Source organism: Pseudomonas campi (assembly GCF_013200955.2).
Lineage (GTDB): Bacteria > Pseudomonadota > Gammaproteobacteria > Pseudomonadales > Pseudomonadaceae > Aquipseudomonas > Aquipseudomonas campi.
This window is the reverse complement of sequence record NZ_CP053697.2, coordinates 327279-345018: the sequence shown is the minus strand read 5'-3', so window position 1 is coordinate 345018 and position 17740 is coordinate 327279. Positions and strand designations below refer to the sequence as shown.

Genomic DNA, 17740 nt, shown 5'->3' with positions numbered 1-17740 from the left:
TTAAAAGTCGATAAAAAACAGCGCGTTATAGCCATCTGCGATCTGCCGCACAAAACTCACCCCAGCGCACCAGACACGCCTCGTCATTGTGCATAAGCAAATTGCTGCTGATAGCCAGCCCCCATTTCTTCTGCATCGCAACGGGTTTACTCTCTGGCGCCAATAGCTATAATGGCCGCCCTTGCCGGTATAGCTCAGCTGGTAGAGCAACTGACTTGTAATCAGTAGGTCCCGGGTTCGATTCCTGGTGCCGGCACCACACAAACGAAAAAGGCTCACCTTAGGGTGGGCCTTTTTCGTTTGTGCTCAACACTTGCCCAAAGCAGGGGTAGAGCTCCAGAACCATCCCCCCAGACGCTCTAGAACTTCAGGGGGGCCGCCGTGGTATTTCTCATAACCTCATCGCCTCAAAGAGCTGAGGCCACCACGAAGCACCGAGCGACGCAGAAAGACCACGCGATCTGGCGCAACAATGTCGAGCAAATGCATACTAAATCAGCTGGGTTATCACACTAAAACCATGACGCCTGATGGCGGAGAGGCTGTCGTTAATGCGCTATTGCCAAGACCGGCCAATTGCCGCAGCCCCAACCAATCTGACACCGCGTGAAAGTAGATCAGCTCGGAGCTGATATCAGATGAAAAAGCCCCTGTGCAACCCAACTCTTTGCCAAGTACCTTTAACCCTAAACGCTGCAACTGATTAAAGCGCCGGACGCTGTCCGGGCACTGGCTCAATAATTCAGGCTCAACCTTATGCCCACCAACATTTCAAGCGCCCCAGTCACAAAGCGCCGCGACATTCAGATAATTCGAGCCCTGGCAGTACTCTCCGTAATATTCTTTCACTTAAATGAAAACTACCTACCCTTCGGCTACGTAGGAGTTGATATATTTTTCGTTATAAGTGGCTACGTGATAACCCGAGGCATTCTTATAAGACAAAGCGGGGGAGTAATTTTTTCGGGGACGAGCTTCCTGGAAAGGCGCATTAATCGACTCTTTCCTCCTCTGCTTTTTATGCTATTCCTCACCACAGCAGCGGGAATCCTTATTTATCCACCAAGCGAACTAAAAGCACTAGCCTATTCTGCGATATACGCATTGAGCGGTGTATCCAATATATATTTTTTTACGCAGACCAATTACTTTTCCGCCCCGCTCGACACGCTACCACTCCTTCACACCTGGTCACTTTCAGTAGAAGAACAATTTTATCTACTTTTTGCGTCAATCGCTTCGCTCCTCATATTTTTTCAAAAGCGTCTATCAACAACTTTTTTCACCACGTGGTGCATCATTTTCTTTGCATCCATCTGGGTTCACCTGCAGGGAAGCACATATTTATCTGAAACCAGCTGGGCAAAAAGTCTTGCTCTTGACGACATCCGTGAATCCCTGAACTTCTTCCTACTGTCCTCCCGCGCCTATCAACTTTCCCTCGGCATACTGGGGGCCTATGCAATCTGGCTGACGGGCCCACTAGCGTTAAAACCAAAGGCCCGCACTATAATTTCCTGCGCGCTTTTCTCAATCATTTGCCTATTAATAGCTTTGGGCAGCAGCTTGCCACAGTGGACTGAACCCTCAATATTTGTCATCTGCGCAGCAACTCTTGTCTTTTTGATCACGGGAGAGAGCAAATACCCAACTTACAGCCATGGTTTTTTCGTACCACTTACCTTTATTGGCGATAGAAGCTATTCCTTGTATTTAATGCACTGGCCGGTGATTGTTTATCTCGGTTTCTATCAATTCAAAACACCCACATTGGCATCCGCAGCGATAGCACTAGCCCTGACCTTTAGCTTGGCCGAAATATCCTATCGCTTATTTGAGAACCAAAAAACACATGCACAGCAACGCATCTCTTCAATCTTCGTGTACGCATCATTATTATTTTTCTCTCTGCTAAGCGCTATCGCTCACAGCAATGGGATACCTGGCAGAATAGAAGCCAACAAGAACCCACCTTTCTTTACCTACAAAGAAAACATTAAAAATATAGAAAACAAATACAACATCAAAATAGAAAATCCTTGGGCCACACTAAAAACCATGGCACCCCGCACTGTCGCGCCCCAAAAGAAAGTTTTGGTTCTAGGTGACTCGCATGCAAGCCACCTCAGTTCGATGGGAAAATATTACGTCTCGAAATACCATGTAGAGTGGACCACATACACATTCACAGGTTGCCCACCTATATTTGGCCATTACAAAATTTACAACATTGAAAGGCTTAACGATCCACCCAAACAGATCGCGTGCAGGGAGCAAATAAAGACATGGGAAAGCTTTATCAACAAACACAGTGGCGAATTTGACTACGTCATCCTATCTAGCCGATGGAACTGGATGTTTAACCATGAAAATTTCAATGGGACAACCCTACGCAAAAACCTACTGGTATCGAACAAAAACCCACTACCTCTTAACACAGATACGTCTAAGGAAAACTTTGTAAACGGACTTCAATACACAACCAAAATCATTACCAAGAATGGAATGACGCCAATTATATTTGGCCAACCTCCGCTTAGCAGCAAACCACTCAAGGGCTGCGATGAGGTGCCTCGCTACATCTTTGACAATGACTCCATCCAACGCAGATGCAACATTGACCCGTACTCCGAAATCATCGCACGCGGGGCCTTTGTCGACTCAACGCTGAGAAATGCTGCTGCGCACGGTATAAAAAACACGTTAACCGTTGTCTCGATAGATCTATTCTGCGATCACAAGCTAAGAAGCTGCAATAAATTCGCTTACGACACAAGGTTGTTTGATGACACAAATCATCTAAACAAGTTCGGCTCACTCTGGGTTGCCAAAGAGTGGGAAAAATTTCCTGACTTCCCTTTCTCTCAGAATACCAGCACACCCACTAGCGAAGCCCAGCTGAGCGCTACTCAAGAAAAACGAACCAACTAGAGCAAATCGAAAACCAACTAACCATCACTTTACAACACCTATAAAAGCGCATCACTTACGGAAAAATATAATGACTCTTACCGAAGTAAACCCGGCAGGGTGCTGGGCGTCATACGCCCTAAAGCCAATCACACTTACTGCTGCACTACCCGCCCAGCAACAGCGAAGAATAATGCCGCCCATTTAACTGGCAAACTGCTCAGCGACGGTCAGGTTCTGTGATTATCGACGCATGCATACTGAGGCGACAGCGCGCAAATACGCACCATGCCGAACGACTGGTTATTACCCGCAGGCAATAAGACCAGACGTATCTATACAGATTGGATTATCAGCTATGCCCTCCCTCGTAATACTAAAGATGGCTGGCTTACCAGTAAACGGGGCTATCTGCCGGGGCGCTCATAATCAATGCGCGGAGCACACAACGGCCTCTGCCTGTGCCGCTTGAAAAACCAGCCGCTCGATAAGAGCGGCACGCTCTGACGAAAGGCTATAGCTTAAATGCTGATCGCTAGGGATTTCTTCGAGAAACAATGAATCTTGCTTCGCATAGTTACCAGCCAAATACTGGTAGAACTCCTTATATTCCTCTAAGAGTTCGTAGCGCGTTTGGATATCCAAGATGCTACCGACGTCCTTGAAATCAAACTCACTCTTCAAGCGACTGCTTACAGACAACAGTGCCGAATTGGAGGCAACCTTCCCATGGCGCGCATTCATGTGAATGAGCGTCTCCATAAGATCGCGATGCAGTCCCTCATTGCCATGCACCACGCTGAATTCATGGGCATAGTCTGCCAGGCCCATGATTTTCAGCATGTCCTGCACAGCACATTGCTTATAAAGCTGGGATCGTTCGAAAGGCCGCACAATGATATTTTCAGGACCAAAGCACTGCTCTAATAAGCGAAAAAAAGCAAAGGCCCGAACGGCAGAAGTTTTCTCACGAAGCACGTCCCAGCTTACTGTGCGCGCTGCTTTGACTTCTTGCTTGTATAACGATTCCAAGTAGAGGTCTATGCGACGCAGATGCAGTACAATTTTGAAATTATGCGAGCGGAAAAAATCACGAAAAGCCTCTAGAAATCGAAGGGCTTGCTCTCCCTTGCGAACATCATCAACTCTAGCCTTCGATAATCTTCCCCACAGCGATTCCGTGGTAAGGAAAATATCTGACCGCGCATGCTCACCCGCCTTATATGCACGAAGGAAGCCTTCCGAGAGCATACGTCTATCAGGATCTTTTTCAATAAAAGTGCAGGGCAGAGAAAGCTGCCGCTCTTGCTGAATCTGTTCCAATAGGAATATACAATTACGTACCGGCGCACAAACTCCATGGGCACTGAATGCCCCAGAGTTACCTTCAACAAGGTTCGCAATTGATACCGTTCCGGCTTTGTCCGAGCCAATTCGAAAATACACTGTACTCATTCCTGAACAACCCGAGCCGAGAACCTAACACTGTGAACCAGTCAAAGTAGCGCTGACTCACTCTTAAGTATTTCAAGTCGCTCTAGCGCCGATCCGCATGCGCAGCTTCAACGACAGGCTTTACCTGAGCTAACACATCAGACGCCATCCGCCGCATGATCCGCTGGCGGGAAAAGCGCCGCGTGACTTCCTCGCGCGGCGTGTAGTGGTCTACTGATCCCGGACACCCATTTAGGGCGAGAATGCTCGCTATAAAGAGGTGTCTGATGACCAAGCAACGTCGTTCCTTTACGCCCGTGTTCAAACGAGAGGCCGCCGGCCTGGTGCTCGACCAAGGCTACAGCCATATCGAAGCAGCCCGTTCGCTGGGGTTGGTTGAATCGGCCCTGCGCCGATGGGTAAACCAGCTTCAAGAGGAGCGCCTGAGCGTTACCCCGAAGAGCAAAGCATTGACTCCCGAACAGCAGAAAATCCAGGAGCGGGAAGCCAGGATCGACCGACTGAAGCGGGAGAAAGCGATCCTAACAAAGGCTACCGCTCTCTTGATGTCGGACGAGTTCAATCGTACGCGCTGATAGACCAGTTGAGTGAGCGGGAGTCTGTGGAAGTGATCTGTTCAGCCTTCGACGTGGTACGGTCTTGCTACTACGCCCATCGCCTTCGACGCTGCCGTGTTGATGCACGCCGCGTTGCACTGCGCAGTCAGGTCAGCCAACTGTTCAACCAGAGTCGAGGCTCTGCTGGCAGCCGCAGCATTCTGGGCATGCAGCGTGAGGATGGCGTAAGCATTGGCCGCTTTCGTGTGCGTGGGTTGATACGTGAGTTGGGTCTGGTCAGCAAGCAACCAGACTCGCACGCTTACGAGCAGGCTAAGGTTGAGCCGCCAGATATACCTAACCGGCTGAACCTCGAGTTCACCACCGAACGACCCAACCGGGTGTGGTGCAGCGACATAACCTACATCTGGGCACAAGGCCGCTGGCATTACTTCGCGGCGGTGCTGGATCTGCATACAAGGCGAGTGGTCGGCTGGGCGCTTTCCACCAAGCCGGATACCGAGCTGGCCATCAAGGCACTGGACATGTCCTACGAGCAGCGAGGCAAACCGCAGCAGGTGCTGTTTCATTCCGATCAGGGCAGCCAATACGCCAGCCGGCTGTTTCGGCAGCGGTTGTGGCGATATCGGCTGGAACAGAGCATGAGCCGCCGGGGCAACTGCCGGGATAACTCGCCGATGGAGCGGTTGTTCCGAAGTCTAAAGTCGGAGTGGATTCCTGCGACCGGTTACCTGACAGCCCAGGAGGCCCAACGAGATATCAGCCATTACCTGATGCATCGCTATAACTGGATCAGGCCGCATCAATACAACGACTGGCTGCCACCTGCGGTGGCCGAAGAAAAACTTCGGCCCACTGTCAGGGATGGGTTGACCACTACAGTGCAACACCTGGCCATTTCGGTACGGTGCTGCCCCTATGTCTTATTCCGAACTCAGCGTTGAAGAGCGCGCCACCATTCAAATCGGTCATGCCCAAGGCTTCAGCCTGCGTAGGAATGCCTGCTTGATCACCCGATCCCCTTCGACCATCAGCCGGAAGCTGCGCCGCAATCGAGATGCCTGTAGCGGCTACTCGGCCCGCGTGGCTCAGCAGCAGATGCAGGCCCACCGCCAGGTTTATCGACCGAGGCGAAAGCTGTTGCCGGGTAGCGAGCGTTTCGAGTTGATGGCCCATATGCTCGTGAGCGTTTGTCTCCCGAGCAGATTGCCGGCAAGCTGCGCAGCATGAACATTCCCAGCCTCAGAGATGCCTACGTCTATCGCGAGACGATCTATAACGCGATCAATGCCTTGCCGGTCGGCGAGCTGCGTAAGGAGCTGATCATCTGTCTGCGCCAAAGCAAGATAACGCGCCGGCCGCGCTCTGGCGACGTAGATGGGCGCGGTCAGATCCCTGAGATGGTCAGCATTCATGTGCGCCCGCCGGAGATCGAAGACCGGCTGATGCCAGGGCATTTGGGAAGGCGACCTGATCAAGGGCAAGGCCAACGCCTCGTCTGTAGACACGTTGGTGGAGCGCACCAGTGGTTATCTGATGCTGGTGAAGATGAATGACGCGACGGCAACCATCGGCGATGGAAGGCTTCAGTGCAGCGCTCAATGGCATGCCGCTGGCGATGCGCAAGAGCATGACCTACGGCCAGGGTCGAGAAATGGTGCGGCATGCTGAAATCACCCAGCAGACCAGGGTGGCAATTTACTTCTGCGACCCGCACAGCCTTTGGCAGCGCGGCGGCAACGAAAACATAAATGGCCTGATCCGCCAGTACTTGCCCAAGAGCACAGACCTGTCGGTACACAGCCCGAAGGAGTTGGATGCCATCGCATACTGAACATGCGACTGCGTAAGCGCTTCGACTTTAGGTGCCCCATCGAAGTTATGGGTGAGGTGATGCAGAAGGCCATGGCTATGCGGCATGATGCCCCATGTTGCACTCAGCTCCTGCAACCGCTCAGCTTCAAGTCAATAGCGGTGCTTTCCTCAGGTTCTGCAGCCTCCCAAATTAAGAGAAGTATGCTTCCAGGGCATGAATCACAGGAATTCGACATGACAATGTTTTTCGAAGACAAGAAAGTACTGGTGACCGGTGGCTGCGGCACTGTGGGCAAGGAACTGGTCCATCAACTGGTGCACAAGTACGCGGTGAAAGAACTGGTCGTGCTCGACAACAACGAAAGCGAGTTGTTCTACCAGACTGAAACCTACAGCGACCACGCGAACGTGCATTTCTACTTGTGCGACATCCGTGACGAGTCCGCCCTCACCCGCAAAATGGAAGGCGTGGATCTGGTCTTCCACACGGCTGCCTTCAAACACGTCATCCTCTGCGAGCAAGTCCCGCACGAAGCGGTGCAAACCAACATCCTCGGTGTCGATAACGTTGTGCGGGCTGCCGTTAATGCTGGCGTATCGAAGGTCATCTTCACCAGCTCGGACAAAGCCGTTAACCCGACCAACGTCATGGGCACTTCCAAGCTCATGGGTGAGCGCCTGATCACCGCCGCCAACGTCGAGTTCAAGAAGTCCGGCTGCATCTTTGCCTCTACCCGTTTCGGTAACGTTCTTGGCTCCCGTGGTTCGGTCATCCCCATCTTCCGCGAGCAATTGCGCAAGGGCGGCCCGCTGACCCTGACTCACCACGAAATGACCCGTTTCATCATGAGCGTTGAACAGTCGGTTCAACTGATCATCGACTCCGCCATGTTGGCCAAGGGCGGCGAAGTATTCGTTACCAAAATGCCGGTCATTTCGATCAAGGATCTTGCCGAAGTGATGATCCGCAAGCTGGCGGCCGAATACGACCGGGACCCGAGCACCGTCGAGATCAAGGAAATTGGTGTCAAGCCAGGCGAGAAGCTCTACGAAGAACTGATGACCGGTGAAGAGACCGGCCGCGCCATCGAGCTTGAGCATTACTTCGTCATCAAACCGGCGATCATGAAGCGCTTCACCGATATCGACTACAGCTATCAGGGCGTTCTCTCCACACAGGTCGACAACCCCTACAACTCGGCGAATGAACCAAAACTGAGCCAGGAAGAGCTGGGCGTATTCCTCGTCGAAAACAACCTGATCTGAACTGGATCATCAACACAATTCCGGCAGCTCCAGCGGCTGCCTGAAACTATCAGGAGCAAAAGATGCACGTTTTGATTCTCGGCGGTGACGGTTACTTGGGTTGGCCTTCTGCCATGTACTTCTCCGCCCGCGGCCACCAGGTGACCGTGGTTGACAACTACTTGCGCCGCAACAACTGCCAGACGCTGGACGTCGGCATGCTGTATCCGGTGCCGACCCTCATGGAGCGGGCCAAGATCTGGCACGAGCTGACGGGGCACGAAATCAAGGTGGTGATTGGCGATCTGGCCGAGCCGCAAGTCATGCGCTCGCTGTTCGACGGTAGTGTGAAGTATAACTGGTGCATCAACCCGGCTTTCACCGGCATCCCGGAAACCGTGGTGCACTACGCAGAACAGCCGTCGGCGCCGTACTCGCTGATCGACTATGCCCACGCCGACCTGACCATCGTCAACAATCTGCGAGTCACCAACAACCTGATGTTCGCCGTGCGCGACTTCTCTCGTGATACCCACATCATCAAACTGGGCACCATGGGCGAATACGGCACGCCCAACATCGATATCGAAGAAGGCTGGATCGAGATCGAGCATAAAGGCCGCAAGGGCAAGTTCCTGTTCCCGCGTGCTGCCGGCTCCATCTACCACACCACCAAGGTGATGGACACCGATCTCATGTGGTTCGGCGTGCGTATGTGGGATCTGCGAGTCACCGACCTGATGCAGGGCCCGGTTTACGGTATCGAAACCGACGAAGCGGCGATCGACCCACGGCTGAGCACCATCTTCAACTATGACGAAGTGTTCGGCACCATCGTTAACCGCTTCATCGTCCAGGCCGTTGTCGATTACCCGCTGACCGTTTACGGCAAAGGCGGCCAGACGCGTGGCTACCTCAACATCAAGGACACCCTGCAGTGCGTGCATCACGCGGAGATGAGCCCTGCGGCCAAGGGCGAACTGCGCATCTTCAACCAGATCATGGAAACCTTCTCCGCCAACCAGCTGGCCGAAAAAGTACAGAAAGTCGGGCAGTCGCTGGGCTATGACGTCAAGGTCAACCACCTGGACAACCCGCGTAAAGAGGCGGAAGAGCACTACTACAATCCGTCCTACCAAGGCCTGATCGACTTGGGTGTGAAGCCGCACTACCTCACTGACGAGGTGGTGGCGGGCATGTTCAAGGTGGTCGATAGGTACAAAGACAGCATTCGCAAGGATGTGATCTTTAAAGGTATTAAGTGGTAGCTCTCTAAGAGCGGAGCCACTGCCAGCTCGGGAGTGGTTCCGTTATTTATAAAAGTGGAGAAGTTCGATGAGTTTTTTTGAGGCGGAAGTTGCGCGAGTGCACGGAGAGTCGGTCTGGCATCCTCCAGTAGACTTTTTCGAGCCGAGAAAGCGGAAACCAAACTCCTCATTAAATATGGCTGCGGTTGTTGGCGAGAAGCTCTATCAAGGGTTGCGCTACGAGGGGCGGCTGCATGTTGCTCTGCCAGGTACATGGAGGGATATATTAGATTTTGCTGAAGTGGACTTTCTCATCATTGAGTCTTTTTTTGTTTCCTGTACAGGGCATTGGAAGTACGGGCAGACCAATGAGGGTGCCGCGCGAACTGATCTGGAGAAGTTGCTAAGCTACTCTAGGGAAAGAGGCATTCCGTCCGCGTATTGGATAACTCATGGCGTGGAATACTTCAATGCGTTCTTGGCTTTTTCTCGACTCTTTGATTATGTGTTTTGTGCAGATCCGGAGATGGTAGATCTATTGGCTGCGTCTGGAGTTGAGGCGAGAGTTTTGCTGCCGGCTGTACAGCCAGCTGTCCATAACCCGCTGAGGCAGACTGAAGCAGAGCCTTTTTCTATTGGTGTTTTAGTGGATCAGGTGTCGCTAATTTATAAATCGACGACTGGGGCTGAAGCGCTACATGACCTAGGCGAGCACGGTTATAAGTCTATTGACTTGGGTAGCGTTAGTGCCAGTTCACATCTTGGGCGGGATAAGCACTTTCTGGGTACCGTATCACCTGAAGCACTTTTAGAGGTGATAAAGCGCACAAGTGTGTATGTAACTTGTGAGTCTAGCGCGGAGTCACCTACGAGCCAGCAGTGGAGGAGTTTGCAGGCTGTAGCATGTAAAAGTTTGGTCATGCATTACGGTAATTTGGGTGAGAGTGACATACGTCAAGGCTTGGTTCAGTCCTGTAAAGATAGAGAGGAGCTGTTGGTGGCGTTGGCTGCGTTTGAGCAGGACGATCTCTATCGCCGCAGGCTTTGCCATAAAGTCTGGCGTACAGTTTATAGCGAGCATACCTTTTCTCATCGGATGCGTGATCTGGCTAGGGTTTTGGGCATCCGGCATGATTGGGTGGAATCTCAGAAAATTACAGTTGTTATGCCTACCTGTAGGCGAGAGCTTCTTTCAGTAGCGCTGGATAATTTTGAAAAGCAATTATATGGCAATAAAGAGTTAGTTGTCGTAATGAATTGGCCGGGTGCCTCGAATAGTTCTTTTCCTGCCAAGGCCGGCGTAAGAGCATTGGTTATGCCATTCGAGAAGTCTGCGGCGGCGTGTTTGAACTTTGGAATTGAGCAGGCGACAGGTAAATACTGCGTCCGAATGGATGATGATGACCTGTATGGTGAGTATTTCCTTAGTGATATTGCACTTTCTCTGAATGCTGTTGATGCGGTTGTATTTGGAAAGCCGCCGGCGTTTGTTTGCTTTGAGAGTGATGGTGCGATCTATTCTAGAGCGGTCACTTTGCCCGATACTCTTGTGGGTAAAGATGATGTTCTGAGTGGGAGTAGATGGTTGGCTGGGAATTCCCTTGGGGGGGATGTCGGGTTTTTTAAAGAGCACCCGTATCCAGAGTTTTTTTTGAATGCTGCCGATACTGGCTTTTTGAAGAATGCTGCCTTGTATGTGGATGATTTTTTTGTCTTTGATGCCTTCAATTCAGTTGCATGCCGGCGTGTAGATGCTTCCAGTCATACATGGAAGATCGCTGAGGTAGAGCTGAGGAAGAAAGGGGCCCGCTTAGTAGGGGTTGCGGTTAGCGATCTTTTTGTTTGAGGCTGGAGATGAGGCTTTTTCTGTTTTGTGGTTCTTTAGCTGTGGGGAAGGGTGGGGCTGAGAGAGTTGCCACTGAATTGGCAGCGGAGATGCAACGTAGAGGGCACGATGTCTGGTTGGGCTTTAATGGGCCTGGTTCTCCGGCCTATACCGTGCCAGCAGGAATATCTTTATACCGCCGAGATAAGAGGGATGACGCTGGGTTCCAGCAGGATTTATTAGAAATTGATCCCGATGTCATATTTATTTTTTATACCAATCAAGAATTGTTGCGGCTGTATGGTCTTGTTGGTGGGTTAGGAATACCTGTTGCAATTCAGGAGTGCACAAATCCTGATCGTTTGTATAGAAATAATTGGCGTAGTAAATGTGGGCGTCCTAGTGGCGCGCTTTGGGAACGGGAGTTGGTCGCGTCAGGGTGTGTCCGGCTTAGGATGGTTATGCCTGGATATGAAGATTCATTTCCAGAGTATATTCGTCAGAATGTAAGGGCGTTCCCCAACTACGCAATGCCACCGTTGGATGGCATGCTTGAAAAGCAAGGTCCCCGGAAAAGAATAATAAATATAGGGGGGCTGAAAAGGAATAAAAATCTGTCTGTTCTGTTGTCTGCTTTTGCTCAGCTTGCTGGTGAATGCAGTGATTGGGATTTGTATGTTTATGGTGGGGGGACGCCAGCAACTGATTCCTATAGAGAAGAGGTGGATGCCCTTATTTCGTCTTACTCTTTGGAGGGGCGGGTGGTCTTTCCTGGTGCAATCCAGGATATATCCTATGAGTATCAAAAGTCAGATCTGCATGTAATAACATCCCCCAGTGAAGGATGCCCAGGGTGTGTATTGGAGGCGATGGCGCATGGTATACCAAGCATTGGTGGTTCGCATTGCCATGGAACCAATATGCTGATAACGCCGGATAATGGTGTTTTATACGATGGGAATAATGAAGTGTCATCTTTGGTTGAGGCGCTCAGCACGCTGATGAATAACTCAGGTCTGCGGGAGCGGCTTGGCCAGCAGGCACTTGAGGACTCGCTGCTCTTTTTGCCGGAGCGCACATATGAGCAGTGGGAGGCGCTTTTCTCTGAGGCGGCTTCCTATAAGGATAATATGAGCAGGCTCTACCATGAGCAGGTCGCAATTGATCCAGAGCGCGCTCGTCATATGCTCAGAAGTCGTGAAAAATTCTTCAGTGAAGCAGGTGCTCTATGAATATCTTAATTACGGGTGGTTGCGGCTTTATTGGGACTTCCTTAATACAGTCTCTAATAAATGATCATGGGGTTTCTGATATCTGTGTCCTGGATAATCTATCTGAGGGCTCTTTTGAGGATTTGCAAGAGGTTGGTGGCTTCGTTCGATTTGACGCTGGCTCGAATATCCCTGAGGAGGGTCTCAGATTTGTCGAGGGGGATATTCGGGACTATGAAGTGGTCGAAAAATGTTGCCGTAAGGTCGGGGGGGTTGTGCATTTGGCGGCGAATACCGGAGTGGCTCCTTCGGTAGAAAATCCCCGGATGGATATGGAGTCAAACGTGATAGGAGTCCTCAACCTTTTGGAGGGTATGAGGGTCAATGCTATCAATAAATTTGTATTTGCCTCGTCGGGCGCTCCAGCGGGTGCCGTAGAGCCCCCTATTCACGAAGAAATAGCCCCGCATCCGGTATCGCCTTACGGTGCTAGTAAGCTTGCCGGAGAGGGCTATTGTTCGGCTTATTATCATTCATTCGGTATTAATACTATTGCTTTGCGATTCGGTAATGTCTTTGGGCCGCGTTCAAAAAATAAATCTAGTGTCATTGCTAAGTTCATTCGGCAAGCATTAAGTGGTCAGGTTTGTGAGGTCTACGGTGATGGGGCGCAGACACGTGACTTTATTTACATTGACGATCTGGTTCGCGCTATAGTTATGGCTTTTAACGCACCTCTCGGAGGCGAAATTTTCCAGATTGCTAGTGGTGGCGAGTTGAGCGTGTCGGAGGCCATTGATGAGGTCTCTTCTGCGTTGGGGAAGTTTGGTTTTTCTTTAGCGGTGGTGAAGTCTTCGCCTCGGGTAGGGGATGTCAGAAGGAACTATTCTGACACTAGCAAGGCAGCCAGAATGCTCGGTTGGCAGCCAGAGGTGCCATTTGCTCTTGGCGTTGAGAAGACTGTTAAATATTTCATTGATAGGCTGTAGGGGTTATGTCTGATAGAGCTCGTCAGGTTGTTTCCATTGTTGGGCCGGGAAGGACAGGAACTTCTTTGCTCGCTAAGATTCTCTTGGGCGTTGGAATGAAGCCCTCTCCTGCATACACTATGGCAGCGGAGCATAATCCTGAAGGGCTGTATGAAGATATAGAAATTCAGGCGGTGCATAAAGAAATCATCCAGGCTGCGGGAGGGCATCCTTACCTTCCAATGCCGGATGGATTTCTGGATCTACCCGGGATGGAAGTATTTCAACGTCGCTTGATCGATCTCGTTGATGCCAGAGTTGTAAGCGACGAAATATGGGGGTTTAAAGACCCTAGAACAGCTGGATTGATTCCGCTCTGGACCCGTGTTTTTAATAGGGCAAAAGTGGTTCCGAAGTATGTCTTGGCTATTAGAAACCCTGCTGCAGCCGTTGCCTCAATGCATCGCCAATATAATGACCCGCACGAGGTGGCTGAGCTGGTGTGGCTTTGGCGTACCTGTGAATCCATTTATCAAACGGGTGGTAACTGCTTCATTGTTAATTACGAGCGCTGGTTTGAGCCGGGGGCTGATGAATTTCTTCAACAGCTTCGTGAGTTTACGGGGCTCAAGGGCAATGAAGAGTTTCAACTTTCGGGTGTTCTTCGTGAAAATCTAAACCGGTCGTCGTATGATGATTATGTCGTAGTCAATGAGCATGTGCGGCAGTTGTACTCTGTTTTAAGCGAGTGTCATGGTGTTTCGTTTGATCGTGACCGTCTGATGCAGGCTGTCAGTTCATGTCGAAAAGCTATCAAAGGTTTTTCCGGGTGGGCGATGGCAGCCCGGAACCATTGGGCTCGATCGGAGAAGCTTAAGGCTGATCGCGCTGCACTTAATAAGCCTGCTACTAACATGGCCTCTCCAGAAATCAAGAGAGACCTTGAGCTGCTCAGTGAAACGCTAATCGGTCTCAAGGATCTGCAGGCTGAAAATTTTAATCTTCGTAATGCACTTAAGCAGAAAAATCTTAGTGCTGATGAGGCTGTTAAGAGCCGGCACAAAGAATTAGCCGAGCTCAAAGAAGCCCTTGTCAGTGAGGGGCGGCTAAAGCTTGAGAAGAATACTCAACGTATGCGTCGGCTTGATGAAGAGGTCTCTTTACTACGGATTCGTCTGAAAAAAGAGGCTGCACTGTCAAAGCAACGCTTGGGGCGGCTTTCTAAGGTGGAGAGGTCCACTTCGTATCGCTTGGGCTCAATCATTGTTCGTGCCTTTGCTCGTCCTGGTATCAATACGTTGAGATTGCCCTTTGATTTGTGCCTCCTCGTATTCAAGAAAAATTGATATAGGTACTCGAGATAATATGGCTCCTGTTGTTTCGGTTATAGTGCCTGTGTTCAATACAAAGGATTTTTTGCCTGAATGTATTGATTCCGTGCTTGCGCAGTCGGGTGTGCAGGTTGAGTTAATAGCGGTAGACGATGGTTCTACTGACGGCAGCCTTGAAGTGCTTCAGGATTATGCTGCTCGGCATAAAAACATTCATGTTTTTACCCAGAGCAGGAAGCGACAGGGTGCGGCGAGAAATCTAGCTATTGAATATGCTTGTGGTCGTTTTGTGTCTTTTTTGGACTCTGATGATACTTTGCCTGAAAATGCTCTTAAGAATATGGTTGAGGTCGCTGAAAAATATGATGCAGACATGGTTTGCGGCATTCAGCAATCTTTCAGCCCATGGCGTAAGTGGATTGGAGTTCCTGTACATCAGCGAGAGTTCAATCGACTGATCGAACGTACCACCATCGGCGAGATGCCGACCTTGATACAGGACATTAGCGCCTGTAACCGCTTGATTCGCCGTGAGAGTATCGAAAAGCACTCAATGCGCTTCCCTGAGGGTACGGCTGGCGAAGACCTAGACTTCATGGCCAGAATGTATCTGAAGTGTGATGCAATCACCATTTTGCCCGAGGTCGTTTACAACTATCGCGGGCGTGAGGATTCGCGTACTAGTCGAATATCTCCACAGTTCTTCGAGGATCGTGTAGCGGTCACCGAAAGCCTTGAACAGGCTTTTTCCGAGAAGGGGGCGCTGGATATTTATCAGCGCTTATTGCGATCGGAAATCAGGAAGCTAATAGGTAATCGCTTCTTAAAGGTGATAAAGCAGTCCTCCTACGACGAGCAGCTACAGATATTCAGCATCATCGGTCGCTTGGTAAGCAAGTTGTCGTCTGACGAGATGCGCTCTGCGGAGGATTATGCGCTGCATGAGCAAGTGCGCATCATCATGCTCAGCGGTCAGGAGTATGACGCGCTTGTTGCCTATGAAAATGCTCCGCGTTCTCCGCGTTACTTGACCTTGCTCAAGTCCGATTCCGTTAAGGCACTGCTCTTCGAGCCGATGATGCGCATGCAGTTCCAGGGGCTCGCTAGCTTCGAGCGGATTCAGAAGGTGCAGAACTCCAGGGCATATGCTTTCGCCTCGCGTATTAGCCTGCTAATCGCGAAATGCCTGAAGCTGGCATCGACGGTCAAGGGCCTGCCGATGGTCAAGTACTTCGCGGTGGCGCCGGTGGCCAAGCTGGCCGGGCTGCTGATGCCCAAGGAAACCATCTGGCTGATGGATGAACGCGTCTCCACCAGCGCAGAGGACAATGGCTACTTCCTCTTCAAATATCTGCGAGCGAGCCATCCGCAACTGCCGGTGTTCTACGTGCTGCAGCGTAACTCCCCGCACTGGGACATCGTTGCGCCGCTGGGCAACGTGGTGGCGCAGTACTCCTGGATGCATGCCTACCTGCTGTGGCGGGCACGGGTAATGCTGTCCACCGACAGTTTTCGTGGCCTTGATTACCCCGGTGAGTCGCTGCCCCGCTTGCGGCGCAATACGCTTAACGTTTTTCTGCAGCATGGCGTGGCAGGCAACAAGACCATGACTTATACGCGGAATAACTATCCCTACTTCTCGCAGGTGGTCGTTTCCAACGGCATTGAGCAAGCGTTTTTCAGTGGACACTATGGATTCACGCCGCATCAGGTGAAGCTGACCGGCATCGCCCGGCTGGATGCCCTGGTGCCAGGACGTGGCGCAGAGCGTTCGCGCAAGATTCTGGTGGCACCCACTTGGCGCCGTTGGCTAAAGGGGCAGGAGCAGATTCAGGCCAGCCGCTACTATCACGCCTGGAACAGCTTCCTCACTAGCCCGCAGTTGGCTGAGCTGCTGGAGCAGCACCAGATGGAGCTGTATTTCCGTCCGCACTTCAACATGATGCATTTCATCGATGAATTCGTAAAAGGCTCGCCCCGCGTCCATGTGATCCGCGATCTCGATGAGCCGTTGCACCATCTTATTCGCGAGGCAGATTTACTGATTACCGATTATTCGAGTGTGATGTACGACTTCTTCTATCAGGAGAAGCCGGTGCTGGGCTACATGTTCGACCGCTACGAGTGGGAAGTGCAGCCGCCAGGGCCGCCGCATCTGGACTACGAACGCGACCTGGCGCTGGAGCTGGTCACCACCGAAGATGCACTGTTGCAGCATCTGCAACAGTGCTTGGAGAGCGGTTGCGAGATGACTGCAGAGAATCGCGGTCGCCTAGAAAAACTGTTCAGCCACCGCGATGGCGGTAACTGCGAGCGCATCTATCAGGCCGTGGTCGAGGATCTCGCCCGAGCATGAACAGCCTTTTTGACAAGGGCAGGAGCTGCTGATGCTGCAACTGTTCAAGGACCTGCGGCATTACCGCCACGCATTAGTCACACTGTTCTCGGTCAATGTGAAAACCACCGTAGCCTCGGCCCGTCTTGGCTGGCTGTGGTGGTTTCTTGATCCATTGATCATGATGGCGATCTACTACTTCATCATTCGCGTGGTGTTTCAGCGCGGGGGCGAGAATTACCACCTGTTCGTGCTGTGCGGCATCGTCGCATGGCAGTTCTTCGCGCGCTCCTTGACCGCAGCAGTCTCGGCGATCAGCAAGAATCGCGGCATCATTCGCCAGACCAGAACGCCCATGGGCCTGCTGATTGCAGTGCCTTGCGCGGTGCAGCTGTTTTTCGCTTCGGTGGGTATTCTGATCGTCATGGGCTGGTCGTATGCGACCCTTGGTGCGCAGTCGCTGGCGGTGCTGCCATTGCTGCTGCTGGTGTTCGTCATCGCCTATGCGGTCAGTTTGTTCGTGGCGGTGACGCAGGTATTTTTCGCGGATACCGCGAAACTGATGACGTACGGTATCCGAGCCGGTTTTTTCCTGAGCCCTGTGCTGTATCCCACTTCACGGGTATTGGATGCGGATAACATTCCCGCCTTTGCCAAGCTGCTGTTCGAGTTGAATCCCATGGGCTGGATTATCGAGGCGTTTCGCCAAGTGATTCTCGATGGAGGAATATTCAACTGGTTGCAATACGGCGTTCAGCTAGTGCTGGCGCTGATCTTGGTGCAGCTAGGGCTGATCTACCTGCGACTGTGCAGCAACCGAATCGTGAAGATGCTCTAGGGG

At 51.5% G+C, this 17740-nt stretch carries 10 protein-coding genes, 1 tRNA gene and 2 pseudogenes; 12 read left to right on the top strand and 1 reads right to left on the bottom strand.

All coding sequences use genetic code 11. From position 1 onward, the window contains the following. The first annotated feature begins 183 nt into the window (after positions 1-183). Both HNE05_RS01560 and HNE05_RS01555 read left to right on the top strand, forming a co-directional pair. Positions 184-259: transfer RNA gene (locus HNE05_RS01560), tRNA-Thr, on the top strand. A gap of 497 nt (positions 260-756) precedes the next feature. Then, positions 757-2931 carry an acyltransferase family protein gene (locus HNE05_RS01555; RefSeq protein WP_173211386.1) on the top strand — a complete coding sequence of 725 codons (2175 nt, stop codon included), beginning with the start codon at positions 757-759 and terminating at the stop codon, positions 2929-2931. Between the two features lie 408 nt (positions 2932-3339). Here the strand turns inward: HNE05_RS01555 and HNE05_RS01550 are convergent, their stop codons facing one another. Beyond that, positions 3340-4356, bottom strand: a complete 1017-nt coding sequence (locus HNE05_RS01550; protein ID WP_173211384.1) for a hypothetical protein — start codon at positions 4354-4356, stop codon at positions 3340-3342. A 275-nt stretch (positions 4357-4631) separates the two neighbouring features. On the opposite strand from HNE05_RS01550, the pseudogene HNE05_RS01545 reads away from it, so the two are divergent. The 10 genes and pseudogenes from HNE05_RS01545 (at position 4632) to HNE05_RS01500 (ending at position 17737) form a co-directional block, all read left to right on the top strand. Then, a pseudogene (locus tag HNE05_RS01545) lies at positions 4632-5795 on the top strand (IS3 family transposase). Between the two features lie 45 nt (positions 5796-5840). Further along, a pseudogene (locus HNE05_RS01540) lies at positions 5841-6863 on the top strand (IS30 family transposase); the annotation flags it as partial. 108 nt (positions 6864-6971) lie between these two features. Continuing rightward, a complete protein-coding gene (locus HNE05_RS01535) occupies positions 6972-8003 on the top strand; it encodes an SDR family NAD(P)-dependent oxidoreductase (protein ID WP_173211755.1) in 1032 nt (343 codons plus the stop codon). A gap of 62 nt (positions 8004-8065) precedes the next feature. Next, entirely contained in the window at positions 8066-9250 is a 1185-nt protein-coding gene (locus HNE05_RS01530) for an NAD-dependent epimerase/dehydratase family protein (RefSeq protein ID WP_173211382.1), read from the top strand. A 67-nt stretch (positions 9251-9317) separates the two neighbouring features. Beyond that, positions 9318-11075: a glycosyltransferase family protein gene (locus tag HNE05_RS01525; RefSeq protein WP_173211380.1), complete on the top strand. Its 1758-nt coding sequence runs from the start codon at positions 9318-9320 to the stop codon at positions 11073-11075. An 8-nt stretch (positions 11076-11083) separates the two neighbouring features. Next, on the top strand, positions 11084-12286 hold the full coding sequence (locus tag HNE05_RS01520) for a glycosyltransferase (protein ID WP_173211378.1): 1203 nt from the start codon (positions 11084-11086) through the stop codon (positions 12284-12286). Beyond that, entirely contained in the window at positions 12283-13254 is a 972-nt protein-coding gene (locus tag HNE05_RS01515; protein WP_173211376.1) for an NAD-dependent epimerase/dehydratase family protein, read from the top strand. Before HNE05_RS01520 ends, HNE05_RS01515 begins: the two co-directional genes overlap by 4 nt. A gap of 65 nt (positions 13255-13319) precedes the next feature. Then, the gene (locus tag HNE05_RS01510) at positions 13320-14579 is read left to right on the top strand and encodes a hypothetical protein (protein WP_173211374.1); all 1260 of its coding nucleotides are present in this window, start codon (positions 13320-13322) and stop codon (positions 14577-14579) included. Positions 14580-14598: 19 nt separating this feature from the next. After that, a complete protein-coding gene (locus tag HNE05_RS01505; RefSeq protein WP_173211372.1) occupies positions 14599-16920 on the top strand; it encodes a bifunctional glycosyltransferase/CDP-glycerol:glycerophosphate glycerophosphotransferase in 2322 nt (773 codons plus the stop codon). A gap of 31 nt (positions 16921-16951) precedes the next feature. After that, the gene (locus HNE05_RS01500) at positions 16952-17737 is read left to right on the top strand and encodes an ABC transporter permease (RefSeq protein WP_173211370.1); all 786 of its coding nucleotides are present in this window, start codon (positions 16952-16954) and stop codon (positions 17735-17737) included. The last annotated feature ends 3 nt before the right edge of the window (positions 17738-17740 follow it).

What these genes read in the sequence shown, in the direction of transcription:
- HNE05_RS01515 (WP_173211376.1), top strand. Translation starts at nt 12,283, where the DNA reads ATGAATATCTTAATTACGGGTGGTTGCGGCTTTATTGGGACTTCCTTA.
- HNE05_RS01500 (WP_173211370.1), top strand. Translation starts at nt 16,952, where the DNA reads ATGCTGCAACTGTTCAAGGACCTGCGGCATTACCGCCACGCATTAGTC.
- HNE05_RS01530 (WP_173211382.1), top strand. Translation starts at nt 8,066, where the DNA reads ATGCACGTTTTGATTCTCGGCGGTGACGGTTACTTGGGTTGGCCTTCT.
- HNE05_RS01505 (WP_173211372.1), top strand. Translation starts at nt 14,599, where the DNA reads ATGGCTCCTGTTGTTTCGGTTATAGTGCCTGTGTTCAATACAAAGGAT.
- HNE05_RS01520 (WP_173211378.1), top strand. Translation starts at nt 11,084, where the DNA reads ATGAGGCTTTTTCTGTTTTGTGGTTCTTTAGCTGTGGGGAAGGGTGGG.
- HNE05_RS01535 (WP_173211755.1), top strand. Translation starts at nt 6,972, where the DNA reads ATGACAATGTTTTTCGAAGACAAGAAAGTACTGGTGACCGGTGGCTGC.
- HNE05_RS01525 (WP_173211380.1), top strand. Translation starts at nt 9,318, where the DNA reads ATGAGTTTTTTTGAGGCGGAAGTTGCGCGAGTGCACGGAGAGTCGGTC.
- HNE05_RS01555 (WP_173211386.1), top strand. Translation starts at nt 757, where the DNA reads ATGCCCACCAACATTTCAAGCGCCCCAGTCACAAAGCGCCGCGACATT.